The sequence below is a fragment of the Luteibacter aegosomatis genome (assembly GCF_023078455.1).
Classification (GTDB): Bacteria; Pseudomonadota; Gammaproteobacteria; order Xanthomonadales; family Rhodanobacteraceae; genus Luteibacter; species Luteibacter aegosomatis.
In genome coordinates this window covers 523936-550597 of sequence record NZ_CP095740.1, presented here as the reverse complement: position 1 = coordinate 550597, position 26662 = coordinate 523936, and the positions used below count along the sequence as shown (strand labels likewise).

General features: G+C 67.6%; 27 protein-coding genes. 14 read left to right on the top strand and 13 right to left on the bottom strand.

Annotated elements, in window-relative coordinates; translation table 11 throughout:
• From L2Y94_RS02435 to L2Y94_RS02425, 3 genes are all read left to right on the top strand, one after another.
• Window positions 1-1263, top strand: a complete 1263-nt coding sequence (locus L2Y94_RS02435) for a cation:proton antiporter (protein ID WP_247372890.1) — start codon at window positions 1-3, stop codon at window positions 1261-1263.
• A gap of 64 nt (window positions 1264-1327) precedes the next feature.
• Complete coding sequence (locus L2Y94_RS02430; RefSeq protein ID WP_247372888.1) at window positions 1328-2686, top strand: GGDEF domain-containing protein; 1359 nt, start codon at window positions 1328-1330, stop codon at window positions 2684-2686.
• 97 nt (window positions 2687-2783) lie between these two features.
• A complete protein-coding gene (locus L2Y94_RS02425) occupies window positions 2784-3284 on the top strand; it encodes a DUF1993 domain-containing protein (protein ID WP_247372886.1) in 501 nt (166 codons plus the stop codon).
• Window positions 3285-3328: 44 nt separating this feature from the next.
• On the opposite strand, the gene L2Y94_RS02420 is transcribed toward L2Y94_RS02425, so the two are convergent.
• From L2Y94_RS02420 to L2Y94_RS02410, 3 genes are read right to left on the bottom strand one after another with little or no spacing between them, the layout of a single operon-like run.
• Window positions 3329-3910 (bottom strand): FUSC family protein, encoded by a 582-nt coding sequence (locus L2Y94_RS02420; RefSeq protein WP_247372884.1) that lies wholly within the window; start codon window positions 3908-3910, stop codon window positions 3329-3331.
• Between the two features lie 19 nt (window positions 3911-3929).
• Complete coding sequence (locus tag L2Y94_RS02415; RefSeq protein ID WP_144913229.1) at window positions 3930-4691, bottom strand: ABC transporter permease; 762 nt, start codon at window positions 4689-4691, stop codon at window positions 3930-3932.
• Window positions 4688-5635, bottom strand: coding sequence for an ABC transporter ATP-binding protein (locus L2Y94_RS02410; RefSeq protein ID WP_144913227.1), 948 nt, complete (start codon window positions 5633-5635; stop codon window positions 4688-4690). Before L2Y94_RS02410 ends, L2Y94_RS02415 begins: the two co-directional genes overlap by 4 nt.
• A 133-nt stretch (window positions 5636-5768) precedes the next feature.
• Here L2Y94_RS02410 and L2Y94_RS02405 point away from each other — a divergent pair, with 133 nt between their 5' ends.
• From L2Y94_RS02405 to L2Y94_RS02390, 4 genes are all read left to right on the top strand, one after another.
• Entirely contained in the window at window positions 5769-6260 is a 492-nt protein-coding gene (locus tag L2Y94_RS02405) for a DUF1993 domain-containing protein (protein ID WP_247372882.1), read from the top strand.
• A gap of 138 nt (window positions 6261-6398) precedes the next feature.
• Window positions 6399-6677, top strand: a complete 279-nt coding sequence (locus L2Y94_RS02400; RefSeq protein ID WP_247372880.1) for a DUF2188 domain-containing protein — start codon at window positions 6399-6401, stop codon at window positions 6675-6677.
• Between the two features lie 67 nt (window positions 6678-6744).
• Window positions 6745-8841: an ATP-dependent DNA helicase DinG gene (gene dinG, locus L2Y94_RS02395; protein WP_247372877.1), complete on the top strand. Its 2097-nt coding sequence runs from the start codon at window positions 6745-6747 to the stop codon at window positions 8839-8841.
• On the top strand, window positions 8838-9410 hold the full coding sequence (locus L2Y94_RS02390) for a HutD/Ves family protein (protein WP_247372875.1): 573 nt from the start codon (window positions 8838-8840) through the stop codon (window positions 9408-9410). The genes dinG and L2Y94_RS02390 overlap by 4 nt, the downstream gene beginning before the upstream one ends.
• Before the next feature lie 64 nt (window positions 9411-9474).
• On the opposite strand, the gene L2Y94_RS02385 is transcribed toward L2Y94_RS02390, so the two are convergent.
• Complete coding sequence (locus L2Y94_RS02385) at window positions 9475-9843, bottom strand: hypothetical protein (RefSeq protein ID WP_247372873.1); 369 nt, start codon at window positions 9841-9843, stop codon at window positions 9475-9477.
• Between the two features lie 83 nt (window positions 9844-9926).
• On the opposite strand from L2Y94_RS02385, the gene L2Y94_RS02380 reads away from it, so the two are divergent.
• From L2Y94_RS02380 to L2Y94_RS02370, 3 genes are read left to right on the top strand one after another with little or no spacing between them, the layout of a single operon-like run.
• A complete protein-coding gene (locus L2Y94_RS02380; protein WP_247372871.1) occupies window positions 9927-10424 on the top strand; it encodes a lipocalin family protein in 498 nt (165 codons plus the stop codon).
• Window positions 10425-10461: 37 nt separating this feature from the next.
• On the top strand, window positions 10462-10854 hold the full coding sequence (locus tag L2Y94_RS02375; protein ID WP_247372869.1) for a YchJ family protein: 393 nt from the start codon (window positions 10462-10464) through the stop codon (window positions 10852-10854).
• Window positions 10851-11159 (top strand): WYL domain-containing protein, encoded by a 309-nt coding sequence (locus L2Y94_RS02370; protein WP_247372866.1) that lies wholly within the window; start codon window positions 10851-10853, stop codon window positions 11157-11159. Before L2Y94_RS02375 ends, L2Y94_RS02370 begins: the two co-directional genes overlap by 4 nt.
• Here the strand turns inward: L2Y94_RS02370 and L2Y94_RS02365 are convergent.
• The 4 genes from L2Y94_RS02365 to gltB all read right to left on the bottom strand — a co-directional run bounded on the left by L2Y94_RS02365 (window position 11156) and on the right by gltB (window position 18891).
• Window positions 11156-11950, bottom strand: coding sequence for an SDR family NAD(P)-dependent oxidoreductase (locus L2Y94_RS02365; RefSeq protein WP_247372865.1), 795 nt, complete (start codon window positions 11948-11950; stop codon window positions 11156-11158). The two genes, L2Y94_RS02370 and L2Y94_RS02365, sit on opposite strands and share 4 nt — an antisense overlap.
• A 194-nt stretch (window positions 11951-12144) precedes the next feature.
• Window positions 12145-12900 (bottom strand): NRDE family protein, encoded by a 756-nt coding sequence (locus tag L2Y94_RS02360; RefSeq protein WP_247375077.1) that lies wholly within the window; start codon window positions 12898-12900, stop codon window positions 12145-12147.
• 106 nt (window positions 12901-13006) lie between these two features.
• Window positions 13007-14443 carry an FAD-dependent oxidoreductase gene (locus tag L2Y94_RS02355; RefSeq protein WP_247372862.1) on the bottom strand — a complete coding sequence of 479 codons (1437 nt, stop codon included), beginning with the start codon at window positions 14441-14443 and terminating at the stop codon, window positions 13007-13009.
• Window positions 14440-18891 carry a glutamate synthase large subunit gene (gene gltB, locus L2Y94_RS02350; RefSeq protein WP_247372859.1) on the bottom strand — a complete coding sequence of 1484 codons (4452 nt, stop codon included), beginning with the start codon at window positions 18889-18891 and terminating at the stop codon, window positions 14440-14442. The genes L2Y94_RS02355 and gltB overlap by 4 nt, the downstream gene beginning before the upstream one ends.
• A gap of 281 nt (window positions 18892-19172) precedes the next feature.
• On the opposite strand from gltB, the gene L2Y94_RS02345 reads away from it, so the two are divergent.
• Window positions 19173-20336 (top strand): murein hydrolase activator EnvC family protein, encoded by a 1164-nt coding sequence (locus L2Y94_RS02345; RefSeq protein WP_247372857.1) that lies wholly within the window; start codon window positions 19173-19175, stop codon window positions 20334-20336.
• Window positions 20337-20350: 14 nt separating this feature from the next.
• Window positions 20351-21703 carry a S41 family peptidase gene (locus L2Y94_RS02340; protein ID WP_247372855.1) on the top strand — a complete coding sequence of 451 codons (1353 nt, stop codon included), beginning with the start codon at window positions 20351-20353 and terminating at the stop codon, window positions 21701-21703.
• Window positions 21704-21808: 105 nt separating this feature from the next.
• Here L2Y94_RS02340 and L2Y94_RS02335 read toward each other — a convergent pair whose 3' ends face one another.
• From L2Y94_RS02335 to L2Y94_RS02315, 5 genes are read right to left on the bottom strand one after another with little or no spacing between them, the layout of a single operon-like run.
• Window positions 21809-22426 carry a hypothetical protein gene (locus L2Y94_RS02335; RefSeq protein ID WP_247372853.1) on the bottom strand — a complete coding sequence of 206 codons (618 nt, stop codon included), beginning with the start codon at window positions 22424-22426 and terminating at the stop codon, window positions 21809-21811.
• 5 nt (window positions 22427-22431) lie between these two features.
• Window positions 22432-23193 carry a twin-arginine translocase subunit TatC gene (gene tatC / locus L2Y94_RS02330; RefSeq protein WP_247372852.1) on the bottom strand — a complete coding sequence of 254 codons (762 nt, stop codon included), beginning with the start codon at window positions 23191-23193 and terminating at the stop codon, window positions 22432-22434.
• On the bottom strand, window positions 23180-23578 hold the full coding sequence (tatB, locus tag L2Y94_RS02325) for a Sec-independent protein translocase protein TatB (RefSeq protein WP_247372850.1): 399 nt from the start codon (window positions 23576-23578) through the stop codon (window positions 23180-23182). The genes tatC and tatB overlap by 14 nt, the downstream gene beginning before the upstream one ends.
• 13 nt (window positions 23579-23591) lie before the next feature.
• Window positions 23592-23840: a twin-arginine translocase TatA/TatE family subunit gene (gene tatA, locus L2Y94_RS02320; protein ID WP_247372847.1), complete on the bottom strand. Its 249-nt coding sequence runs from the start codon at window positions 23838-23840 to the stop codon at window positions 23592-23594.
• A 58-nt stretch (window positions 23841-23898) separates the two neighbouring features.
• A complete protein-coding gene (locus L2Y94_RS02315) occupies window positions 23899-24588 on the bottom strand; it encodes a lipid-binding SYLF domain-containing protein (protein WP_144913163.1) in 690 nt (229 codons plus the stop codon).
• Between the two features lie 107 nt (window positions 24589-24695).
• Between L2Y94_RS02315 and hemH the strand changes: the two genes are divergently transcribed.
• Together hemH and L2Y94_RS02305 are read left to right on the top strand one after the other, a co-directional pair.
• Entirely contained in the window at window positions 24696-25817 is a 1122-nt protein-coding gene (gene hemH / locus L2Y94_RS02310; RefSeq protein ID WP_247372845.1) for a ferrochelatase, read from the top strand.
• Window positions 25810-26646 (top strand): alpha/beta fold hydrolase, encoded by an 837-nt coding sequence (locus L2Y94_RS02305; protein ID WP_247372842.1) that lies wholly within the window; start codon window positions 25810-25812, stop codon window positions 26644-26646. The genes hemH and L2Y94_RS02305 overlap by 8 nt, the downstream gene beginning before the upstream one ends.
• Window positions 26647-26662: the final 16 nt, after the last annotated feature.

The window sequence follows — 26662 nt, the reverse complement described above, 5'->3', positions numbered from 1 at the left end:
ATGAGCACGACGGAACTGTTCCTGATCGCGATGACGATCATCCTTTGCGTGCCGTACGCGATCTGGCGCGTGTTCCGCACCGATTACTGGGCGCCGCTGGTCGTGGTGCAGATCCTCACCGGCATCATGCTCGGCCCGGGCGTGCTCGGCAAGGCGTTTCCGGACTACTACGCGACGGTGTTCTCGCCACCGGTGATCGCCGCGCTCAACGGCATCGCCTGGTGGGCCGTGATGGTATTCGTCTGGATCGCGGGCATCGAACTCGACCTGTCCGAGGTATGGAAGCAGCGAAAGGAATGCGGCACCACCGCCGCCTTCGCGCTCGGCGTTCCCCTGATGGCCGGCTGCGCGGCCGCGCTGGTCATGCTGGCCTGGCGCGACGGTTGGATAGGGCCCCGCGCCACGCCATGGCAATTCGTGCTCGGCATCGGCATGGCCTGCGCGGTGACGGCGCTGCCCATCCTCATCCTGCTGATGGAAAAACTCGGCATCCTGCGCGAACCGCTCGGCCAGCGCGTGTTGCGCTACGCCAGCCTCGACGACGTGGCGATCTGGGCCGTACTCGCGATCATCCTGCTCGACTGGCAGCGCGTGGGACACCAGGCGGCCTTCCTCGTCCTCTTCGCCCTGGCGGCCTGGGCATTTCGCCGGCTCATGGCACGCCTGAAGGAAGGCGACCGCTATATCCTCGGCCTCGTCTGGCTCGCCGCTTGCGGCTACGGCGCCGACTGGTGCGGCCTGCACTTCATGGTGGGCGCCTTCCTCGCCGGGGCGGCGATGGAGCGCGCGTGGTTCCGCATCGAGGGCCTCGACGCCCTTCGCCACAACGTGCTCCTGACCATCATGCCGGTGTTCTTCCTGTCCACCGGGCTGCGCACCAACTGGCAGCTCGGCGGCGTGGCGGTGTTCGGCGCGGCCGCACTGCTCCTGGTCGCCTCGGTCTCCGGCAAGCTCGCCGGCGTGGGAATCGCCGGGCGCCTGCTCGGCTGGAAGCGCGGCGACGCCTGGACCGTCGGCTGGCTGCTGCAGACCAAGGCGCTGATCATGATCATCTTCGTCAACGTGTTGCTCGACCGCGGGCTCGTCACCAGCGAGACCTTCACCGCCCTCCTGCTGATGGCCGTGGCCAGTACCATGCTTACCATGCCCATGGTCGCGCCCCGACTCGGGTACGCCGGAGGGCGGGCCGACCGGGACCCGCGGGAGGTGGGGACCGGCACCGGGGCCACCCTGGGCGATGCGGATCGCGGTGTAAAACTCTAAGCCACGGCTGCTCGAACGGGCGTAAGATGAGCCCTATTTAGGCACTCTGCGCGACGGTAGAAACGTGCGTCTGGACAACGAGCTCTGGGAAGGCAAATACCACGAAGCCGTGGAGAGGCTCTCTCGCGAAGAGGCCCAGTGGCGCGATGCCGAGTCCCTGCTCCGCCAGTTGGTCGCCTGCCTGTCGCGGGCGGTGCATGGCGCGCACGACCAGCTCGATTCGCACATCGAACGCCTCACCGGCGCCCTCGACGGACCGTTGAGCGCCACTGAGCTCACCGACGTGGTGCATGGGCTGAGCGAGGCGATCGACAACCTCGGTGCACGGCCGCACCCTTCCGAGCAGCGCGCCATTCCCATCGTGCGCCAGCGAACCGAGCACGGCTCGTCGGTGCAGTCGGCGCTGAGCCGGCTGGTCGATCGCATCATCGTATTGCCGAAGCTGGCCGACCGCGCCAACGACCTTCGCCACGACGTGGCCGATGCGGGCGACCTCGTGGCACTGGCCGCCTGCGGCGATCGCCTGGCCGACCTGATCAACGAACAGCGCATCGGCCTGCAGCGCGAGATCGACGCCTTGCAGGCGGTGCTGCGCCATGTCACCGGCCGTCTCGACGAGATGACCCAATACATGTCGCGCGAGCTTACCGACCAGTCCACCGGGGAAGCCAACGGCCAGGCGCTGGACGCCTCGGTGGCGCACGAAATGCGCCTGCTCGGCGAGGCCGCCCTCGAACTCGACGACGTACACGACCTGCGCGAACGGGTGAACGCAAGCCTGGAAACCATCGCCGGATGCTTCCGCGAATTCCGCGATCGGGAAGGCGCGCGCCTGACCGCCTATCGCGATCGCGCCGAGAAGATGCGCCTTCGCATCGAACAGCTCGAAACCGAGCGTAACGCCTTGCAGCGATCGCTCGAACGCGAACACGAGTTGTCGCAGACCGACACCATGATCGGCATGCCCAATCGCCTCGCCTACGAGAAACGCGTGGAATCCGCGTACGAGGGATGGCTGGTCACGCAACGGCCGCTGGGCATCGCCGCGATCGACATCGACCACTTCAAGAGCATCAACGACACCTACGGCCACACGGCCGGCGATGCCGTGCTGCGCGTCATCGGCCAGGCCCTGCTCAAGCACGTGCGCCCCGTCGACTTCGTCGCCCGCTACGGCGGCGAGGAATTCATCATCGTCTTCGAGGGCACCGAGCCGGCCGAATCGTTGCAGGTGTGCGAACGCCTCCGCGGAAAGATCCAGCACCTCAACTTCCACGCCGCGCGCCAGCTCGTGCGGGTGACGGCATCGATCGGCCTGGCCCATTTCCAGCCCGGCGACACCCCTGCCTCGGTGTTCGAGCGCGCGGACCTCGCCCTCTACACCGCCAAAAACGGCGGCCGCAATCGCTGCGTGGTGGGCTGACTTCGCAAGATCCGGCGGCACGTCGACGTGCCGCGACGGACTGCGCACAATACGCGACCCGGCGGCCATTCCGGCCGCCCCAGCCGAGAGTCGCGCCATGTCCCTTTCGATGTACCAGGCTTCCGTCCCCGTCCTCGTCCGCGCGCTGAAAGCGCTGTCGGGCGTGCTGCAGAAGGGCGCGGATTTCGCCAGGGAACGCAACATCGCTCCCGACGTGCTGCTCAACACGCGCGTCATCGCCGACATGTTCCCGCTGGCCCGCCAGGTGCAGATCGCCACCGACATGGCCAAGGGCGCGGCCTATCGCCTCGCCGGCCAGGACGTGCCGTCGATGGCGGACGACGAGACCACCTTCGAGCAGCTCCAGGAGCGCATCGCCAAGGTCATCGGCATGATCGAAGGCATCGAGCCCGGGCGGATCGACGGCAGCGAAGCGCGCGAGATCGTGCTCAAGATGCGCAGCGGCGAGCGTCGCTTCGCCGGCCAGGAGTATTTGTTCGGCTACGTGCTGCCGAACGTGTATTTCCATGCCACCACGACCTACGCGATCCTGCGCGGCGAGGGCGTGCCGCTGGGCAAGGCCGATTTCATCGGCTGATCCGCGTCGTGGGAGCCGACGAAGCCGGCTCCCACGAACACCCGTCATGGGTCCGCGTCACGCTCCACGCGATCTTCCAGCCGCGCCACCAGCCAGCCGACGACGAGGGCACAGAACGTGCCCAGCACCACCTCGGCCAGGCGATAGGCCGCTACCTCCCACCGCGGCCCGGTGGCGGGCACGAGCATCACGATGGCGGTGGTGATGCCGCCGACGCGCGCGGCCGCGCCGTCGCTGACCGTCCACGACGCCACGGTCACCATGAACAAAGCCACCGCGAAGGCGACGAACTCGCCGCTGCCGCCGATCCACAGTCCCAGCAGCCCGGCCATGGCGCCGAAGGCGGTACCCAGGACCCGGTCGCGGCCCGCGCCGCGCGTGTCGCCGAAATGCGGCTGGGTGACGGCGATCGCGCTGATCGCGGCCCAGAAGGCCTCCCGCGGATGCACGAACTGCCCCAGGCCATAGGCGACGCAGGCCGAGACCATCGTCTTCGCCGCCATGAAGGCACCGACCCGCGCACGCTTGCCCACGGGCAGCGCGCGGAGCATGCGATCGAGCATCGCCTGCGCTCGACGCAGGCGACGCACGGCCGGATCGTTCGGCGGAACGGGACGTTCGCTCATGCGCCCATCCTATCCCCGGTCAGGCCTTGAGCTTCCACCCCGTGCGGAAGATCCACCACACCGCGGCCAGGCAGACCAGCAGGAACCCCACCGTGGCCGCGGCGCTCACGATCACGTTCACGTCGGCCTGCCCATAGAAGCTCCAGCGGAAGCCGTTCACCAGGTACACCACCGGATTGAACAGCGTGATCTTCTGCCACACCGGCGGCAGCATCGAGATGGAATAGAAGCTGCCGCCGAGGAAGGTGAGCGGCGTGATCACCATCAGCGGCACCACCTGCAGCTTCTGGAAGTCGTCGGCCCACAGGCCGATGATGAAACCGAACAGGCTGAAGGTGACGGCGGTGAGCACCAGGAAGCCGGCCATCCAGAACGGGTGGAGGATCTCGTAGGGCACGAACAGGCGCGCCGTGACGAGGATCAGCAGGCCCAGGATCACCGACTTGGTGGCGGCGGCACCGACGTAGCCGAGCACCACTTCCACGTAGGACACGGGAGCCGACAGCAACTCGTAGATCGTGCCGGCCCACTTGGGCATGTAGATGCCGAACGAGGCGTTGGACACGCTCTCGTTGAGCAGGGACAGCATGATCAGGCCGGGAATGATGAAGGCACCGTAGGTCACGCCGCCCACGTCACCCATGCGCGAGCCGATGGCGGCGCCGAACACCACGAAGTAAAGGGAGGTGGAGAGCACGGGCGAGGCGATGCTCTGCATCAGCGTGCGGCCCGTGCGGGCCATCTCGAAACGGTAGATGGCGCGAATCGCGTGGAGGTTCATGCCCCGTTCCTCAGCAAGCCGACGAAAATCTCCTCGAGCGAACTCTCGCTCGAGTGCAGGTCCTTGAAGTCGATGCCCATGCCGCCGAGCTTGCGCAGCAGCTCGGCGATGCCGGTATCGTCGCCCTGCGTGTCGAAGGTGTAGGTCAGCGTCTGGCCGTCCGCGGAAAGTTCCAGCGGCCAGTGCGACAGTTCGGCCGGCACGGCGGGAAGCGGCGCTTGCAACTGCAGCGACAGCTGCTTCTTGCCCAGCTTGCGCATCAGCGTGTGCTTGTCTTCCACGATCACCAGTTCGCCGTGGTTGATGACGCCGATGCGGTCGGCCATTTCCTCGGCCTCTTCGATGTAATGCGTGGTGAGGATGATGGTGACGCCCGATTCGCGCAGGCGACGTACCATCTGCCACATGTCGTGGCGCAGCTCCACGTCGACGCCCGCAGTGGGCTCGTCGAGGAACAGCACGCGCGGTTCATGCGCCAGCGCCTTGGCGATGAGCACGCGGCGCTTCATGCCGCCGGAGAGCGTCATGATCTTCGCGTCGCGCTTTTCCCACAGCGACAGCTCGCGGAGGATGCGCTCCAGGTAGACCGGATTGGGCGCCTTGCCGAACAGGCCACGGCTGAAGCGCACCGTCGCCCACACGGTTTCGAAGGCGTCGGTGGACAACTCCTGCGGCACGAGGCCGATGAGCGCGCGCGACGCGCGGAAGTCGCGCCGGATGTCGTGGCCGTCGACGATGACGGAGCCCTCGCTGCCGTTGACGATGCCGCAGACGATGCTGATCAACGTGGTCTTGCCCGCACCGTTGGGGCCGAGCAGGGCGAAGATCTCGCCACGGCGGATATCGAGGTCGACGCGCTTCAACGCCTGGAAACCGCTCTTGTACGTCTTGGACAGGCCTCGCACGGCGACGATGGCGTCCGGAGCCGGATCGATGGGGGACATGGGGGTCCGTTCGGTGGCGGGGATGGCGGGTGATGGTAGTGGGTTGGGGCCTTTGGTGCAGCTTCAAGGCGAAAACCGCTTGAACGCCCCGCTCCATCGCCCCACCATCAGCGCAATACCCAAGGAATCCACCATGACCATTACCCTCCACGACGTCACCGTCGCCGCCTACCTTCGCGGATTCCGCGTCCTCGCCGACCTCCTCGCCAAGGGCAAGGTCCATGGCGGCGACGCGCTCGTCGACAAACGCCTCGCCCCGGACATGCTGAACCTCGCCGGCCAGGTGCAGCGCGCCAGCGACACGGCCAAGTTCGCCGTAGCACGCGTCGCCGACGTCGCCCCGCCGTCGTTCGAGGACAACGAAACCACCATCGACCACCTGCTGGCCCGCATCGATGCGACCGTGAAGTGGATCGAATCGGTCCCGGTCGACGCGGTGAACGAGGGCGCCACGCGCAGCATCACCCGCGACTTCCGCGGTAACCCGCGCACGTTCACCGCGCAGGACTACGTGCTGGCCTTCGCCCTGCCCAATTTCTACTTCCACGTGACCACCGCCTACGACATCCTCCGCCATAACGGGGTGGGCGTGGGCAAGCTGGACTTCCTCGGTTTCAACGGCTGAACGGCCCTCCACCCCAATCGCAAATCCTTGTGAGACAAGGGTTAACGGGTTTTTTAGCCGATAAGGCGTAGGTTCGGATCCAGGGGCCGCACAGCGGCCCCGCTTCGTCAGCGCACCCAACCGTCCAGTGAGGGTCCCATGGCTTCGAGTTCCGCCCAACTGTTCATTCCGTACAGCGAATCGACACAGGGACCGTGGATCGTACGCCGCGCTTCACTGCCCCTCGGCCGTTACGCATCGCAGGCGGAAGCCATCGCTGCGGCCGAGCAGATGGCACCCGGCCTGTCCGACCACCTAGGCCGCCCCGTGGAAATCCACGTGCAGCATGCCGACGGCACCTGGGAAGAACACACCTTCGTCGTGGCGGGCCTCGTCGCGGGTGTCCCGCCGGCCGGAATGAACCACCGACACGCGTAAAGGCCGCGAGGTGAGACGGCGATAAGGTAACCTTGCAGGGTTGCCTTGCCTGCCTGTTGCCTCCTCGATGCTCACCGAAGACACCAAAGCCGCGATCCGTGCCGCCTACGCGCGGCTGAAGGATGGCCTCGCGGGTTTTCGCGGCCGTGCGTCGCAGTTGAAGATGATCGCCGAGGTGGCCAAGGCGCTGGCCGAACCCGCCGGCGCGGCGGTGATCGAGGCGCCGACGGGTACCGGCAAGTCGATGGCTTACCTCATCGCGGGGCTGGAAGTGGCCCGCGCGCAGAAGAAGAAGCTGGTGATCGCCACGGCCACCGTGGCCCTGCAGGAGCAGCTCGTCCAGCGCGACATCCCGCAATACCTCAGCCTGTGCGGCGTGGAGGCCAAGGTGGCGCTGGCCAAGGGCCGTGCACGCTACCTGTGCCCGCGCAACCTGCGCATGGCGGGCGCGGAGCCCACCGCGCAGGCCGGTTTCGATTTCGACGCCGAACTGGCCCTGTGGTCGCGGCCACCCGCCGAACGCGACACCAAGGCCATCGAAAAGCTCGGCAAGGCGTTCGAATCGCGCGAGTGGAACGGCGACATCGACAGCAGCCCCGAGCCCCTCTCCGACCTCGTGCGCGGCATGATCACCACCAGCGCGGGCGGTTGCACCGGCCGCAAGTGTGGCGCCTTCGCGGTCTGCCCGTTCTTCGTGGCCCGTCGCGCGATCGGCGAGGCGGACATCGTGGTGGCCAACCAGGACCTGGTACTGGCCGACCTCACCATGCCGCGCGACGAAGACACCTTCGGCGGCGTGATCCTGCCCAAGCCCGAAGACACGCTCTACATCTTCGACGAGGCGCACCACGTGCCGGGCAAGGCCATCGACCGCGGCGCCGCCGACGTGCACCTGGCCTCCACCGTGCGCCGCATCGGCCGCCTGCAGAACCAGATCCACGGGGCCTATTCGCTCACCGACAAGGAAACCATCGGCAATCTCTCGCTCGAGATGGGCGACGAGAAGATGGTGGAGCTGTCCAACGCGCTGGAAGAGATGGAACGCGAGATCCGGCTCGGCTGGACGCCGTCGTCGAGCGAGACCGAGCCCGTGTTCCGCGCCTCGCTGGGCCAACTGCCGGACAACTGGAAGCGCCACGCCGACTATCTCCACCTGCTTACCAAGGACATCCAGCGCTGGCTGCGCACCGTGCGCCGCACCGTGGTGGAGATGGAGGCCGGCGGCCCCACGCAGGAAGCGCTTTCGCGCGAGCTCGGCGTGGCGCTGGAACGCCTCGATCGCCAGGTGCGCACATGGTATGCGTGGTCCACCGACGATCGCGAGAACGGCCCGCCGCTCGCGCGCTGGGTGAGCATGACGCCCGACCAGCAACTCGTCTGCCACGCCTCCGCCGTGTCGGCGGGTGGCCTGCTACGCAGCGTGCTGTGGGACAACGCCTCGGCGGTGGTGATGACCTCCGCCACGCTGAGCGCGGGTGGCAACTTCCGCGGCTTCGCCGATTCGGTGGGCCTGCCGAACGAATCGGTCACCCTCAGCCTGCCCTCCCCGTTCGACCTCGAGAAACAGGCCACGCTCGCCGTGCCCGCGCTGCGCACGCTGCCCGACGACCGCGAGGGTCACGCGCGCGAAGTCTCCGAATGGCTGGCGAAGCACCTGGACTGGGACGCGGGCAACCTCGTGCTGTTCACCTCGCGGGCGAAGCTCGACCGCGTGTTGCAGATCCTGCCCATCGAACACGTGCGCAAGGTGCGCGCGCAGGGCTCGTTGTCGAAGGCACAGCTCATCGCCGAACACTGCGCCGACATCGAGGCCGGCAAGGGCAGCACGCTCTTCGGCCTGGCCTCGTTCGGCGAAGGCCTCGACCTCCCCGGCAAGCTCTGCGAAACCGTGGTGGTGACGCAACTCCCGTTCGCCGTGCCTACCGATCCGGTGGGCGCGACCTATGCGGAATGGCTCGAATCGCGCGGCCGCAATCCCTTCATCGAAGTGAGCGTGCCCGATGCGACGCGCATCCTCACGCAGTATTGCGGCCGCCTCATCCGTACGGAAACCGACACCGGACGCATCGTGCTGCTCGACCGTCGCGTGATCACCAAGCGTTACGGCACCGGCATGCTGCGCGCCCTTCCGCCCTTCGCCCGCGAGATCGAGCGTGTCGCATGACGATCCTTCGTTTCGACGACCTGAAGGCCGTACCGTGGAAGAACGGCCTGGGCATCACGCGTGAGATCGCGGTGTTTCCCAACGGCGCGGGCATGGACGATTTCCTCTGGCGCGCAAGCATCGCCGATGTCGACACGGCCTCGCCGTTTTCCGTGTTTCCGGGCATCGATCGCACCATCGTGCTTCTGGAGGGCGACGGCTTCACGATGACGCTCGACGGCGAGCGCGAACACGCGCTGACCGAGCCATGCGTACCGTTCGCGTTCGCGGGCGAGGCGCGGGTGGAGGTTCGGCTGGCGAATGGGGCGACGCGGGATTTCAACCTGATGGTGAGGCGCGGGGAAGCGGAAGGCGACATTCTCGTCCTGCGCGGACCCGGCACGATCGACCTCGACGCCGATATCGTTCTCGTCTACGTGGCGCACGGGGAAGGCCGTGCGAACGATCGGCCTATCGCATCGGGCGATACGGTCTTCCAGCCGCAGGGGATCGAACTCGGAGAAGGCACGGTCGCCCTCGCGATTCGGCTTCGTCCATCGCGGACAGGGTCCGCTCCCACCCTCCGGTAGCAGGCTTCCTACCGGAGGGTGGGAGCGGACCCTGTCCGCGATTCGAAGCGCGACAAACGCCGTCTTACTCCCTCACCCACAAATCCACCGACGTCAGCTGGTACTTCACCGGCGGAACCGCCGCCTGCCAACCGTCGATGCCGGGAAACACCGACCCGAGCGCGTCGACCAACGCGGCAAACCCCTTGTCATGCTCCGACACGGCCAGCAGGTCGTCGTCGGCATGGAAGAACAGGAACACGGTGTCGTAGGACGCATCGTCCCGATTCCCCGCCTCCACCCGGCGCACCGCCGCCACGGGCAGTTCGCGCACGCTGAGCGGCCCGGATACGTGAACGATCGTCCCTTCCACGGGATCGAAACGCACGCAGGGGCGCGTCGTCAGCCGCTCGCGCAACCGCCCCAGCAAGCCCGGTGGCTCGTTGTTCCCCATGCGTCCGCCCCGCCCCCAACACGGTTCAATCGGGGTTCACCCCTGGCCGGCATCGTAGAAGGTCGTTTCGATGGAATCCAGCCATGCCCCCTATGCCATCCAGCCAGGCCGTCACGGCCGTCGCGGACCTCGACCTGAGCCGCTATGCGGGTACCTGGTATGAGGTCGCCCGGCTGCCGATGTACTTCCAGCGCAAGTGCACGGGCCAGGCGATCGCCGAGTACACCCCCAACCCCGACGAGACGGTGACCGTGCACAACCGTTGCCCAGGACCGGAGGGCAAGGAACTGTCCGCCCTCGGTGTCGCCCGGCGGCCGGAGCCGTATGCGAGGGGCAAGCTCCAGGTCACCTTCGCGCCCCGCTGGTTGCGCTGGCTGCCGGTGGTGTGGGCGGATTACTGGGTGCTCGCGCTGGACGATGAGTATCGCTGGGCCATGGTGGGGGAACCCCGGCGAAGGTACTTGTGGATACTTTCACGGGGCCCGTCGCTTGGACACGCCACGCTCGATGCCCTGAAAGCGCAGGCCATCGCCATGGGCTACGACCTCACGCAACTCATCGAATCGGGCGGCGAGCGTTGATGGCATCCTGTCGCCACCCTCTTTATCGGACGGCTTCATGACCCAGGCACCCTTGGCCTGCCCTTGCGGCAGCGGCGGCAAGCTCGACGACTGTTGCGGACGATGGCACGCCGGCCAGCCCGCTCCGACGGCCGAGGCGTTGATGCGCTCGCGATACAGCGCCTACGTGCTCGGTCTCGACGACTACCTGCTCTCGACGTGGCACACCGACACGCGGCCCGACGCCCTCGATCTGGCATCGCAATCGCCGAAGCCGACGTGGTTGGGCTTGTCGGTAAAGCGCCACGAGAACCCCTCGCCCGACACCGCCATCGTCGAGTTCGTGGCGCGGATGCGCATCGGCGGCGGCAGCGCGCAACGCATGCACGAAGTAAGCCGCTTCGTGCGCGAGGGCGGCCGCTGGTATTACGTGGACGGCGACGTATCGTGAATCGGCACGATGCCGTCGTCTGCCAGGCCATCGACGAGATGCGCCTGCTCCTTGTCGAATACGGCGGTCGTCAGAGACTCGTGCAGCCACACGTTTATGGCGACGACACGCACGGTGATCGCCTGCTCAGCGCCTACCAGGTCGATGGTGGCAGCGCATCGGGCAAATCGGAGGGATGGAAAAGCTTCCGCATGGACCGCGTCGGCGCGATCGAGATCACCGACGAGCGCTTCCCTGCGCCGCGTCCGGAATTCCAGCGGAACGACGGGGCTTTCGTCCGCATCGTCCGCCAGTTGGGCGATTAGACGATCGAACGCGTCACGCCGCCATCGACGCGGATCGCCGCGCCGGTGGTGCCCGAGGCCTGCTCGGAAGCGAGGTACACGCACGCGTTCGCCACTTCGTCGACGCTGAGCAGGCGCTTGATGAGCGAGGTGGGACGGTGCGTGTCGATGAAGTCCTGCTCCACCGCTTCCTGCGTCTTGCCTTGGTCCTTCGCGATCTTGCCGAAGAACTCGCTCACGCCTTCGGACAGCGTCGGCCCCGGGAGCACGGCGTTCACCGTCACGCCGGTGCCGGCGAGCACTTCGGCCAGGCCGCGCGACACGCCGAGCTGGGCCGTCTTGGTGACGCCGTAGTGGACCATCTCCGCCGGGATCTGCACGCCGGACTCGCTGGAGATGAACTGCACGCGCCCCCAGCCGCGATCGGCCATGCCCTTGGCGTAGTGGCGCGAGAGGCGAACGCCCGAGTTGACGTTGATCTCGAAGAAACGGCTCCATTCGGCGTCGTCGATGGCGAAGAAGTCCTTCGGTTCGAAGATGCCGAGATTGTTGATGAGGATATCCGTCTGCGGCACGGCGGCGATGAGCTTCGCGGCGCCTTCCGCGGTGCCGAGGTCGGCTGCTACGCCGGAAACGCGTGCGTCGGGCAGCTGCTTGCGGATCTCGGCGATGGCTTCGTCCACGCGCGCCTGCGTGCGGCCGGTGATGACGACGCTGGCGCCGGCGGCGGCCAGGCCCTTGGCGATGGCCAGGCCGATACCGGCGGTGGAACCGGTGACGATGGCGCTGCGCTTGCCGAGGTCGATGTTCATGGTGTGCTCCGGGAAGGGGAAAGTGATGGCACCATCGTCGGGGTGGAGGCGACGTGGATCAATCGCCGGGCGGGCAAAAGACTTTCGCTCGTGGAGGGAATATCGCGACCTGGATTCGCCGATGCGATCGGCTCCCACCCCTTCGGTCGCAGGTCTCCTACCGAAGGGGTGGGAGCCGATCGCATCGGCGAATCCTACGCAGCGGGCGGCAGGTCGATTCGGGTCTCGCCCGCCGGAACGCCGTTCGGCCCGAACCGCCGCTCGACGATGGTCGTCGCGTCGTCGTAACCCACGAGGATCACCGTGCTCGCCCGGGTGCCGTAGTGTTCCCCCGCGATGAACGCGCTGGACAGAAACCGTTCGCGCTCGACGCCTATCCCCGTATCCGGTAGCAGGTCGTCCGGCCAACGGCCTGGATCGGACAGCATCCCGAACAGCGACGCGATGTCGCCATCCCACTGCCCGAGCTTCGTCGTCAACGCACGCGTCTTCGGCCAAGGCGCGTTGAAGTCGGCGTTGGACAGGCCGTGTATGCCATCGGTGATTTCCTGCCGTCTCGCCTCCGGGTGGTTGCCGAGATAAAAGCCCTTCTCGCCGTCGAAAGTGAGCAGGTTGAACGGGCGGTAGTCCTTCGCGGCCGCCATCAACTCGCCGGCATGCTCGGCCGCGGACACGTTGGAGCCGAGGTAATCGGCCACGAGCAAGCCCCGGGACAAACCGTCGTGGTTCGCTTCGGGATCGCGCACGTTGGTGATGACGCTGACGCGCCCATGCGGCGCCACGCCGGCCCAGGTACCTCCCGCCTCGAGGTCGCGACCCGCCACGACCTGCGGCGCCTCATCCCAGGAGGCGAGGGGCGCGGTGGGCCGAGCGTGGGATTCGTCGCGGTTGCCGACGAGGACGAGACGCCAGCGTGGATGGACGCGCCAGGCGAAGGCGATCAGGCACATGGAAAGTGGGCGCACGGTGGCATGGGTGCATTGTGCTCCTGCCGACGGGCGGAAGACACTGGGCTCCTGCTTTCGCAGGAGCACAGTGTCCTGGCATCGGCCGAAGCTAGGCCGACATCACCGCCTTCACGTTCGCACCCGCCAGCATCCGCACGATCGACCCGGCCGCTTCGCGCCCGTCGTACACGGCGCGCACCACGAGGTCGGCACCCCGCACGTTGTCGCCGCCAGCGAACACCTGCGGATGGCTCGTCTGGTGCGGCAGGTGCCCCTCGGCACCGGTCACGATGCGCCCACTGCGATCACGCTCGATACCGAACGCTTCGCACCAATCCGGAGGACTCGGCTGGAAACCGAAGGCCTGGATCACCACGTCGGCGCGCAGGTCGGTGTCGCTGCCCTCGATGTTACGCGGCCGCGGGCGTCCGTCGCCGTCGTCGAACAGTTCCGTTTCCACCACACGCACGGCCTTCACCCTGCCGCCCTCGCCCACCAGCGCCACCGGCTGACGATGGAAGAGGAAACGCACCCCCTCCTCGCGGCTGTAACCCACCTCACGACGCGAACCGGGCATGCTGGGCTCGTCGCGACGGTAGACGCAGGTGACCGAGGCCGCGCCGAGGCGGATCGCCGTGCGGTTGCAGTCCATGCCCGTATCGCCGCCGCCGAGTACCACCACATGCTTGCCCGCGAGATCGTATTCGGGCGATGGCGACTCGTCGCGCAGCAGGCGCTCGGTGTTGGCGATGAGGAAAGGCAACGCATCGTGCACACCGGCGAGCTCGCGCCCTTCGAGCCGACCGTCGACGTAGGTGTACGCGCCCGTACCGACGAACACGGCGTCGTAGTCGGCGAGCAAGTCGTCGAAGGCGATGTCGCGGCCGATCTCCACACCGAGGTGGAACCTCACGCCCATGCCTTCGAGCACGGCACGACGCGTGAGCACCACGTTCTTGTCGAGCTTGAACGGCGGGATGCCGAAGGTGAGAAGGCCGCCGATCTCGCGCTGACGATCGAACACGTCGGCGGCAATGCCTGCGCGACGGAGCCGATCCGCGCAGGCCAGGCCGGCGGGACCGGCACCGACGATCGCCACGCGCGCGCCGGTCTCCTTCACGCGGGAGAGATCGGGACGCCAGCCCTGGCGGAAGGCTTCGTCGGTGACCCAACGCTCGACGCTGCCGATGGTGACCGCGCCGAAATCGCCCTGTTCCAAGGTGCACGCGCCTTCGCAAAGACGATCCTGCGGACACACGCGGCCGCAGATCTCCGGCAGCGGGTTCGTCTCGTGCATCAACGTGGCCGCTTCGAAGAGACGGCCGTCCTGCACCAGCTTCAACCAGTTCGGGATGTAGTTGTGCACCGGGCAGGCGTGCTCGCAATACGGGTTGCCGCAATCGATGCAACGCCCGGATTGCTGCGATGCCTCGGTGGAGGCGAAGTCGCCGGAAATCTCGCCGTAACCGAGCACGCGCACCGCCACCGGCACCGTGCGTGGCACCTGTCGCGGAAGATCGAGGAAACGGAAGTCCTTCGCGCTCATGCCGCGCTCCTCAATTCTTCGGCCAACGCATCGAGACTGGCCGCCTTGGGTTTCACCAACCAGAAGCGTTGCAGCAACCCGCGGAAATCGCCGAGCACGCGACGCCCCCAGGCGCTTTGCGTAAGTTCGGCATGGCGCTCGATGAGCTGGCGCAGGTGCTGCATGTAGTGCTCCATGCCTTCGTGCGAGATGCGCACGATGTCGACGAGTTCGTGGTTGTAGCAGTCGACGAAGTTGCGCTCGATGTCGAGCACGTAGGCGAAGCCGCCCGTCATGCCCGCACCGAAGTTGAGCCCGGTACGCCCCAGCACGGCGACGACACCGCCGGTCATGTATTCGCAGCAATGGTCGCCCGCGCCCTCCACCACGGCCAGCGCGCCGGAGTTGCGCACGGCGAAGCGCTCACCCGCCTGACCGGCGGCGAAGAGCTCGCCTCCGGTGGCGCCATAGAGGCAGGTGTTGCCGATGATCGAGGCGTCCTGGCTCGCGAAAGGCGAATCTTCCGGCGGCAGGACCACGATGCGCCCCCCGGCCATGCCCTTGCCCACGCCGTCGTTGGCTTCGCCGACCAGCTCGATGTGCACGCCGCCGGCGTTCCACGCGCCCAGGCTCTGGCCCGCCGCGCCGCGCAGGCGCAGCTCGACCGGCCTGCCGCTCATGCCCGCGTCACCCCACCGGCGCGCCACCTCACCGGACAGGCGCGCGCCGATGGCACGGTCGGTATTGGCGATGTCGTAGGCGAACGCGCCACCCGTGCCGTGCGCGACGGCCTCGCGCGTTTCGGCGGAGATGCGGTGGGCAAGCGTGGCGGGGTCGCGCACCGGGTTGCGTGCGAACGTGCAGGCGAAATCCACCTCGGTGCCGAGTCCGTCTTCGCTCACCAGCGGTGCGAGGTCGAGGCGCTCCTGCACCGCGGTGACGCCTTCGCGCCGGTCCAGCAGGGCGCTTCGTCCGATCAGCTCCTCGAGCGAACGCATCCCCATGCGGGCCAGGTGGTGGCGCACGTCTTCCGCCACGAAGCGGAAGTAGTTCATCACCATCTCGGGAAGCCCGATGAAGTGCTTTTCACGCAGCACCGGATGCTGCGTGGCGACGCCCGTGGCGCAATTGTTGAGATGGCAGATGCGCAGGTACTTGCAGCCCAGCGCCACCATCGGCCCGGTACCGAAGCCGAAACTCTCGGCGCCGAGCATCGCCGCCTTGATGACGTCCAGGCCGGTCTTGAGGCCACCGTCGGTTTGCAGGCGAACGCGTCCGCGCAGGTTGTTGAGGCGAAGCGTCTGCTGCGTTTCCGCCAGGCCCAGTTCCCACGGCGTGCCCGCGTACTTGATCGAGGTGAGCGGGCTCGCACCGGTGCCGCCGTCGTGGCCGGATACGGTGATGAGGTCGGCACCCGCCTTGACCACGCCCGCCGCCACCGTGCCCACGCCCGCGTGCGACACGAGCTTGACCGAGACCAGCGCGTCGGGATTGACCTCCTTGAGGTCATGGATGAGCTGCGCGAGGTCTTCGATGGAATAGATGTCGTGGTGCGGCGGCGGCGAAATCAGGCCGATGCCCGGCTTGGCGTAACGCAGCCTCGCGATGGTGGCGTCCACCTTGTGCCCGGGCAGCTGGCCGCCCTCGCCCGGCTTGGCGCCCTGCGCGATCTTGATCTGCAGCACCTCGGCGTTGACGAGGTAGGCCGGCGTGACGCCGAAACGCCCGGAGGCCACCTGCTTGATCTTCGATGCGCGCTCGGTGCCGTAGCGCACGGGATCTTCGCCGCCCTCGCCCGAGTTGCTCCGCGCGCCCAGGCGATTCATCGCGATGGCGAGCGCCTCGTGCGCCTCGGGCGACAACGCGCCCAGCGACATGCCCGCCGAATCGAACCGGCGCAGGATGGACTCCACCGGCTCCACCTCGTCGAGCGGCACCGGCGTGCCCACTCGCGGCACGAGCAGGTCGCGCAGGGCCGACGGCGGCCGCGTGTCGACGTGATGCGCATAGGTCTGGTAGTCGCGCCAAAGACCCGTGCGCACCGCCACCTGGAGGCTGGCGATGACGTCGGGGCCATACATGTGGAACTCGCCGCCGTGCACGTATTTGTAGAGACCGCCCGCGCGCAACGCCAGGGCTTCGTCCCAGGCTTCGGCGGCGAGGATGCGCTGCTCCTGCTCGAGATCGGCGAAGGTCGAACCGCCGATGCGTGACGGCGTGCCGGGGAAGCAGAGCTTCACCACGTCGGGCGACAGTCCCACGATCTCGAAAAGCTGCGCGCCGCGATACCCGGCGACCGTCGAGATGCCCATCTTGGAGAGGATCTTCAGCAGGCCCTTGCGAATGCCGCGACGGTAGTTGCGACCGATTTCGCGCGGCGCGCCCTCGCCCTTGCGCAGGTGGCCGCTGCGGCCGAGGTCGAACAGGCTCTGGTAGGCCAGCCAGGGATAGATGGCCGTGGCGCCGAAACCGAGCAGGCAGGCGAAATGGTGCGGATCGCGCGGCGTGGCCGTCTCCACCATGATGTTGCACTGACATCGCAGGCCCGTGTCCACCAGGCGCGCATGCACCGCACCCGTGGCGAGCAACGAATGGATCGGCAACAGGTCGCGGCGTGGATAGCGGTCGCTCAGGAACACGATCGTCGTGCCGCCGCGCACGGCGGCTTCCACGTCGTCGCAGAGGCGCACGAGGGCCTGCTCGAGCGTTTCGCCGTCGCCGTACATGAGATCGAAGCGCGGCGTATCGGCGTAGTCGGGATGGGCAAGGATCTGGCGCAGCTTGCGCTGCGAGAGGATCGGCGAGTTGAGCAGGATCTGCTTCGCGTTCTCCGGACCGAGGTCGAAGATGTTCCGCTCCTGGCCGATCTGCGTCACCAGCGACATCACCAGCCGCTCGCGCAGCGGATCGATGGGCGGATTGGTGACCTGCGCGAAGCCCTGGCGAAAGCGATCGAACAGCGGTCGCACCTGCCGGGAGAGCACGGCCATGGGCGTGTCGTCGCCCATCGAGCCGGTGGCTTCCGCCTCGGTTTCGGCGAGCACCTTGAGCACCGATTCGCATTCCTCGCGCGACAGGCCGTAGAGCTTCTGGTAACGGCGCAGTTCGTCCGACGGCAGGGGTTCGGCCGCGAGGCTGGGATCGATCAGGTCGGATTCGAGATAGGTGACGCCGTCGCGCAACCAGTCGCGGAACGGGGCCCGCGCGCGATTGATCGCATCGATGTCCGCGTCGCGCAGCAACCGGTGCTCGCGGAAATCCACGGCGATCATCTCGCCCGGCGCGAGGCGCCCCTTGGCGACGATGCGCGCTGAAGGAACGTCCCAGAGGCCGGCTTCCGAGGCGACGATCAGGTGATTGTCGTCGGACAGCGCCCAGCGCGCGGGGCGCAAGCCGTTGCGATCGAGCGTGCATGCCGCGTAACGACCGTCGCACATCACCAGGCCGGCGGGACCGTCCCATGGTTCGCTGTGCAGCGCGTAGTACTCGTAGAACGCGGCGAGGTCTTCGTCGATGTCCTCGCGCGCGGCGTACGCCGGTGGCACGAGGACGCGCATGGCCGTGAGCAGGTCCATGCCGCCCATGAGCAGCACTTCGAGCGCGTTGTCGAGGCTTTCCGAATCGGAACCGTCCTGCCGCACCAACGGACCGATGCCGGTGAGGTCGACCTTGTCCGAGCGCAGCACGGAACCGCGCGCCTGCATCCAGCGGCGGTTGGCGCGAATGGTATTGATTTCGCCGTTGTGCGCGAGGAAGCGGAACGGCTGGGCCAGGCGCCAGCGTGGCGAGGTGTTGGTGGAGAAGCGCTGGTGGAATACCACGGCGTCGGCGACCAGGGCCGGGTGGCGCAGGTCGGCGTAGACGTCGCGCAACTTGCCGGGCGCCGCCATGGCCTTGTAGCCGATGATCTCGCCGGACAGGGACACCACGTAGAACTGCGGATCGTCGGCGAGCCGCTGCTCGGTGCGGCGGCGCGCGCGAAACAGTGCCGCTTCGAACGCGGCCGGTGCGAGATCGGCCTGCGCCTCGACGAATACCTGGCGCACGAGCGGCATGGAGGCCGCGGCGAGCGGACCGCACGCCTCGGCGTCGATGGCCACGTCACGCCAGCCCGCCACGCGCAGGTTCACCTGGGCAAGTTCTTCGGCCAGCACGTCGGCCGATGCTTTCGCATGTAACCGATCGAAGAAGACCAGGCCCGCCGCGAAATGCGTGGCGAGCGAAATACCCGCTTCGGAAGCGAGCGCGCGCAACCATTCCACCGGCCGGCGGATGAGCACGCCGCAGCCGTCGCCGCTGACACCGTCGGCGTTCACGCCGCCGCGGTGGGAAAGTTTCGCGAGGGCCGCGAATGCCGTGTCGACGAGCGCCGCGCTCGCGTGGCCGTCGACCTGAGCGACGAGACCGAAGCCGCAGCTGTCGTGTTCGAACGCCTCATCGTAGAGGCGCGGAATGCCTTGCTCCACCATCCGCCTCCTCGTGGCATTGGTTTGTGCTGGGGAATGCAACGCCGGGGAGGGTTGCGCCTCACTGTAATCGCATTTGCCGCGTTGCGTCAAAGCCACTTAGACGTCCAAATGAAAATTGAACGGAATTCCTAAGAATTCCTGACCTCGCCGCGCCCTATCGCGGACAGGGTCCGCTCCCACCCTTCGGTAGGCTCGCCTGCTACCGGAGGGTGGCAGCGGACCCTGTCCGCGATAAGGCGGAGCGGCACCGCCGCCCTTGGCGAATCGGTGATAATCGGCCCATGCGCCCATTCCGTCCCCTGCCCCTCGCCCTCGCCCTCCTCCTGACCGCCCTCGCCCCCTCCGCCCACCCGGCGCAGGACGGCAAGGCCCGCGCCGAACAGGACCAGGCCCGGCAGAAGCTCGACGACGTGCGCAAGCAGATCGACCAGCTCTCGAAAGACCAGCGGGACACCGCCAACGCCCGCGACAGCGCCAACGCGGCCCTGGCGCGCCAGGCCGAGCAGGTCTCGGCCGCGGCCCGGGCCGTGCGCGACACCGACGCCGAGCTGGAGCAGCGCAAGCGCGACCTCGAGCAGCTCGGCGAGCAGAAGAACGGCATCCAGCAGGGCCTGGACCGCCAGAAGGGCGCCCTGGGCGACCTCCTGCGCGCCACCTACACGCTGGGCCGGGGTTCCGACCTCCAATTGCTCCTCGGCGACGAGGACGTCAACCGGATCTCACGTGCCCTGACCTACTCGCGCTATTTCCAGCAAAACCGCGTGGAGCGGATCAAGGGCCTGCTGGCGGATCTTTCCCGCCTCCAGGAGGTCGAAGCCGCGATCTCCGCCGAACAGCAGAAGCTGGAGGCGACCCGCGCCGAGCGCGAGAAGCGCGCCGCCGACCTGGAAAAACAACGTGTGGAACAGCAGAAGCTCGTGGCCCAGGCCGATTCGAAATACAAGGACCAGGCCTCGCGCATCGCCGCGCTCAAGCAGAACGAGACGGACATGAACGCCCTGGTCGCCCGCCTGCAGAAGGTGATCGACGAGGCCGCGAAGGCCGCCGAACCGGCGCCTTCGCCGAAGGGCGCGCCCACCGCTCCGCTGGGCAACCTGCGCGGCAACCTGCCCTGGCCCGCCAGCGGCGCGGTACATGCCTACGGCAACGGCGTGATCATCGTCGCGCCGCGCGGCAGCGAGGTGAAGGCGGTGGCACGCGGCCGCGTGGTGTTCGCGAACTTCCTCCGCGGCTACGGCATGATGATCATCGTCAACCACGGCAACGGTTTCATGAGCATGTACGGCAACAACGAAACGCTGCTGCACGGCGTGGGCGACATGGTGGAGGCCGGTGAAGCCGTCGGCACCGCCGCGGCGCCGGCCGGCGACAGCGGCGCGTATTTCGAGCTGCGCCAGGGCGGCAAGCCCATCGACGCGCGCGGCTGGCTCGGCAAACGGCATTGATCCTGGAGAAAGGCATGCGGCAGCACCCCCTTCGACTCGCCCTCGCGCTGGCCCTCGCTGCCGCGCTGGCGGTTCCCGCCCACGCGCAGAAACACGATGCCAAGCCCGCCATCAAGCAACCCGACGCGCCCGCCGCGTCGTCCACCACGGCGGCGAAGGTGGCTTCGGCGGCCGACGACGACGTCGATCTCGACGACATCCGCAATTTCACGCGCGTGTACCACATCATCCAGCAGGCCTACGTCGAGAAACTCGACAACAAGACCATCATGAAAGCCGCCATCTCCGGCATGCTGGAAAACCTCGACCCGCACAGCGAATACCTCGACAAGGACGGTCTCGCCGAGCTGGACGAGGACACCACCGGCCAGTACGGCGGGCTCGGCATCGAGGTGCTCCAGGTCGACGGCATGCTGAAGATCGTCTCGCCCATCGACGATACGCCGGCGTCACGCGCCGGCATCAAGGCCGGCGACACCATCCTGAAGGTCGACGGCCTGGTGGTCGACGGCCAGAACATCGACGACGCGTTCAAGAAACTGCGCGGCGACCCGGGTTCGAAGATCACCCTCACCATCCTCCACGAGAAATCCGACAAGCCCATCGACATGCCGCTGGTGCGCGAGCGCATCAACGTCACCAGCGTGAAGGTGCGCGCGCTCGAGCCCGGCTACGTCTACATCCGCCTGAGCCAGTTCCAGGAGGACACCGCGTCCGATCTGGAGAAGAAACTGGGTGACTACATCAAGAAGAACGGCGCGCCCAAGGGCGCCGTGCTCGACCTCCGCTCGAATCCCGGCGGCCTGCTGACCACGGCGGTGGGCGTGGCCGACACCTTCCTCGACAGCGGCGGCATCGTCAGCACCAAGGGACGCCTGCCGGACGCCAACCTCAACTTCGATGCGCACCCGGGCGACATGCTCAACGGCGCGCCGATGGTGCTGCTGGTCGACAACGGCACCGCATCCGCCGCCGAGATCGTGTCCGGCGCGCTGAAGGACAACCATCGCGCGCTCATCATGGGCCGGCGCACGTTCGGCAAGGGCGTGGTGCAGACCGTGCTGCCGCTCGACCAGGACCACGCGGTGAAGATCACCACCGCGCGTTACTACACGCCCAACGGCACGTCGATCCAGGCCGAGGGCATCAAGCCGGACATCGCGCTGGCCGACCTGGCCGTGAACAAGAGCGATACGCCGCCGCAGCTGATCGGCTCGGAGGCGGACCTGCCGAACCACCTGGTGAACGAAAAGGGCGCCGCCGACGACAAGGGCTCGGCGGACGACGACGGGAAGCTGGCGATCGAGGACTATGCGTTGTCGCAGGCATTGAATGTGTTGAAGGGATTGGCGCTCGGCCGGAGGTAACCGCTTCACCGCTTCGTTGGCTTTTCGCGGACAGGGTCCGCTCCCACCTTCCAGTAGCAAGCTCTCCTACCGAAGGGTGGGAGCGGCCCCTGTCCGCGAATGGAATTACCAGAACCTCCACCATGGCCGCGCCGAACGCGCCATGCGCCGCCGCAAGCGCCGCGATGCCGCCCGGGGAATCACCTCCTCCCCCATCTTCCACCCGTCGAAAGCCGGCAACCCATACGCCGCCGCCCCGAAGTCGTATTCGAAGCCCGTGACCATCTCGGCCAGTTCCACCGGCAGGGCGACGAAGCAATCGACGTCGCGTCCGTCGTCGTCGGCGAGGTCCTGCTCGGATTCGAAGCGGGCGTGCAGCACGTCGAAGCCCGGCGGCAGGCTGCCGCTGGTGACCAGCACGCGGATCTCGTCGTCGGCCTGGGCGGCGTGCTCCACGTGCCAGCGCACCGCGCCGTTCTCGTAGCAGGTGGCCACGCTGTAGGCCGTGGCGTCGTATTGCACGCTCACCACCGTGCATCCCCTGGACAAGGGCAGCACGGCATCTTCCACGAGAAGCGGCGATCCCGAGCGCGCCACCACCACGAACCAGCCCGACGGCAGGGTCAGGCAAAAACCGCGCTTCGCGCGCGGGGAGGTCTCGCCGTTCCGGGCGAGATCCAGCTCGGCGAACACCGCCGTCTCGTCCTTACCCTTTACCGCCAGCCAGCCGAGGGTCGCGGCCATGGCGCCTACTCCCGTTGTTCGGGGGATTTCAGCAGGAATCGTACCGAAAGCACGCCCAGCTCGTAGAGCAGGCACATGGGCACCGCCAGCATCACCATCGACAGCAGGTCGGGCGGCGTGATGAAGGCCGAAATGGCGAACGCACCGACGATGGCGTAGCCGCGCCCCTTGCTGAGCTTTTCGGCATCGACCACGCCGATGGCCGCCAGGATCACCACCGCCACCGGCACCTCGAAGCACAGGCCGAAGGCGAAGAACATCAGCATCACGAAATCGAGGTAGTGCGTGATGTCGGTCATCATCGCCACCCCGTCGGGCGTCACCGCGTTCAGGAATTTGAAGGCGGCGGGCATCACGACGAAATAGGCAAAGGCGCAGCCGGAGTAGAACAGCACCAGCGCGGCCACCAGCAAGGGTTTGGCCAGCCGCTTCTCGTGCTTGTAGAGGCCGGGACTGACGAAGGCCCAGAGCTGGTAGAGGATCATCGGCATGCTGATGAACAGCGCCACGAAGAAGGCCAGCTTGAGCGGGGTGACGAACGGGCTGGCGACCTCGGTGGCGATGAGGTGCGCACCCTGCGGCATGCGGTCGACCAGCGGCTTGGCCAGCTCCGCGTAGAGGTGGTTGGCGACCGGCACCAGCGCCAGCAGCACCAGCAGCAGCACCACGATGGCGCGCATCAGGCGCGCGCGCAGTTCGATCAGGTGGGAAAACAGGCCCGCTTCGAGACCGTCCTCGGCGGACGGATCGGGCTCACGTGCGGTCATGCGGTTCGTTCCTGGGCGGTGGCACCGGCTCGGCCGTGACCGGCGTCGGCGTCTCGTCCGCCGTCACGCGGGCGGCCTGGGTCTCGGTGAAGGTATCGCGCACCTGGTGGCCGGTGCGGCGCATCTCCTCGCCGGTGGCACGCAAGTCGTCACGCACGCCATCGTGGGCGGAGCGCGCCTGCTCCGCCGTCTCACGCAGGGTGCGACGGATTTCCTCGGCCTGGATCTCGCGCTCCACCTCGGAACGCACGCTGTCCCAGCCGTTGCGTACGCGGCGCAGGAGCGCACCGGCGGTACGCGCGGCGTGGGGCAGGCGTTCCGGCCCGAGGACGATGAGCGCCACCAGCGCGAGCAGCAGCAGTTTGCCGAAGCTGATCTCGATCATGGCGGCGCCGCGATCACGGGTTGCGGTCGTGCGACTCGGCGTTCTCGCGCTGGGCGGTGGACGCCGAGGCGGACGGCGGCGGATCGGCGCGGAGCTTCTCTTCGCGCAGACGCTCCTCGCGACGGGTCTCTTCGTCGCCTTCCATGCCCTTCTTGAAGTCGCGCATGGCACCGCCCAGGTCCGAGCCGATGTTACGCAGCTTCTTCGTGCCGAAGATCAGCACGACGACGAGCAGCAGGAGGACGATATGGGTAATGCTCATGAAAAACCTCGAGGGCCCTCAAAGGGCCGGTGGGACGGATGGCACCCCCCGGGCGCCGTCACTTCTGAGTGTACTCCTCAAGTTTATCCCGGAAATTGACTACTTCGCTGGGGACATTCGTCACACCGCCTTCAAAAATGCGGCGGGGAGTGATGCCCGGGCCGTAGATTTCCTTGTTGGAGTCGTCGTCGATGCTGAAATGCGTACCGTCCAGCGCCACGCCCGCGAACAGGCCCTTCGCGCGGGAATAGGTGTAGATCTCCGCCTTGAGCTGGCCGTCGGTCGCCGCGGTGGCCGAGCGGCCCACCGGGCCCGCGGCGGCGGAGGCGTTGGCGCCGAGGGTGAATTTTCCGTCGATGATGCTCTGCACGCCACGATCGGTACGGAACACCAGGATGACGTCGGTCGACTGGATGCCGGCCTGGAAACCGACGCCCGCGCCGGCCATCGAGATGAAATTGGGATTGGACCAGGTGCCGTCGGGACTCTTGATCGAGATGAGGCCCTCGCCCTTGGCGCCGGAGAAGACGAAACCGCCCTTGACCATGTCCGGCAGCACCGCGATCGCCCTGGCGTTCTTGAGCAGGTCGGTGGGAATCGACTTGTCGGGCGCGTCGTTGATCATCTCGTCGAGGACCCGGACGGCGTTTCGAGCCTGCTCGCGCGGCGGATCGGCGGCCTGCGCGGCCATGGACGGCACGAATGCCAGGAGGCCGAGGGCGAGCAGACGATAATGGCGTGAGGACATCGAGGAAGCTCCTTTGCGTGCGGAAGGCATCGGGTGCGACGTTCGGGGACGAGCCCGCCGCGCCGCGCTGTGGCAGACTGCGGCGATCCCCGCGAAAGCCGACGCCGATGCCAGGTACGCCAAACTATACCGGCCTTGCCGGCCATTCCCATGACCTTCCCGCCCGTGCCGGCATCCTGCTGGTTAACCTCGGTACACCCGAAGCGCCCACGGCGGCGGCGTTGCGCCCCTATCTTGCGGAATTTCTGGGCGACCCCCGGGTCATCGAGTATCCCCGACTGCTGTGGAAAGCCATCCTCCATGGGGTGATCCTGCGCGTGCGTCCCAAGCGCTCGGCGCACGCCTACGCCCGTATCTGGACCGAACAGGGCTCGCCCCTGCGCGTGGGCAGCGAAGCCCTGGCCGCGGCCTTGCAGGCCGAACTGGCGCAGCGCCGCCCCGGCCCGATCCGCGTCGAACTGGCCATGCGCTACGGCCGACCCGCGGTGGCCGAGACCATCGCGCGCATGCAGCGCGAAGGCGTGCGCCGCCTGCTGGTGCTGCCGCTCTATCCGCAGTATTCGGCCACGTCCACCGGCAGCGTCTTCGACGCCGTGGCCGACACGATCAAAGACCTGCGCTGGCCGCCCGAACTGCGACAGGTCAACGACTACCACGACGACCCGGCCTACATCGCCGCGCTGGCCGCCAGCGTGCGTTCCCACTGGGAACGCCACGGCCGCGGCGACAAGCTGCTGATGAGCTTCCACGGCATCCCCGAGCGCTACCTGCGCGCCGGCGATCCTTATTTCTGCCAGTGCCATGCCACGGCGCGGCTGCTGCGCGACGCCCTGGGCCTTTCGGAAAACGAGGCGCCGCTGGCGTTCCAGTCGCGCGTGGGCCGCGAACGCTGGCTGCATCCGTATACCGACGAAACCGTGCGCACGCTGGGCCGCGAAGGCGTCGAACGCCTCGACGTCGTCAGCCCCGGCTTCGCCGTGGACTGCCTGGAAACGCTCGAGGAAATCGCCATGCAGAACGCGGAATTCTTCCGCGAGGCGGGCGGCGGCGAACTGAGCTATATCCCTTGCCTCAACGCCGACGGTGCCCACGTCGATGCGCTGGCCGGACTCGTGCTGCGACATACGCAAGGCTGGCCGGAATTCGCTCCCGACTACGACGCCGCGGCGGCGGCGACGGCGCTGGCCGCCTCGCGCGAACGCGCCCGCAGGGTGAGCGCGGATGCGTGAACTGCGCTTCGACATTCCCGGCCTGGAACTCTCCGCCCTCGCCTGGGGTGAACCCGATGCGCCGCCGCTCGTGGCGATCCACGGCTGGCTCGACAACGCGGCCAGCTTCGCCCTTCTCGCGCCGCGCCTGGCCGAACGCTTCCACGTCATCGCCGTCGACCTGCCGGGTCACGGTCATTCGCAACACCTGCCGCCGAGCACGATCTACCAGCACGCCGATTACGTGCGTGCCGTGCTGGCCTCGGTCGAGGCGTTGGCCCTGCCACGATTCCACCTGCTCGGCCACTCGCTCGGCGCCGGCGTCGCGACGATGCTCGCCATCGCGGCGCCCGAGCGCGTCCGTCATCTCGCGCTCATCGAGGGACTGGGGCCGCTCGGCGACGACGGCTCGCGCACGCTCGAGCGGTATCGCGAGGCGATGGTCTCGGGCCGGGAGAACGGCCGTCCGCTGCGCGTGTTCGGCGGCATCGACGAGGCCGTGCAGGTGCGCGCGGCGGTGAGCGGCCTGGATGCGGCACTCGCGCGCCCGATCGTCGAACGCGGCCTGCGCGAGGTGGTCGGGGGCTACAGCTGGCGCAGCGATCCGCGATTGTCGAAGCCGACGGCGATCCGTCTGGCCGAAACGCAGGTGATGTCGCTGCTGCTGGGCCTGGCGGCGCCGACGTCGTTGTTGCTGGCGCGGCCGCACGCGCCCTACCTGGAGCCGGAGGCGTTGCAGGTGCGGATCGATTGCGTGGCGGATATTTCGGTGACGCACATGGAAGGCGGCCATCACCTGCACCTCGAGCACCCGACCCGTGTCGCCGACTGGTTGCTCGCTGCGCTGTAGGCAGCGCGGACAGGGT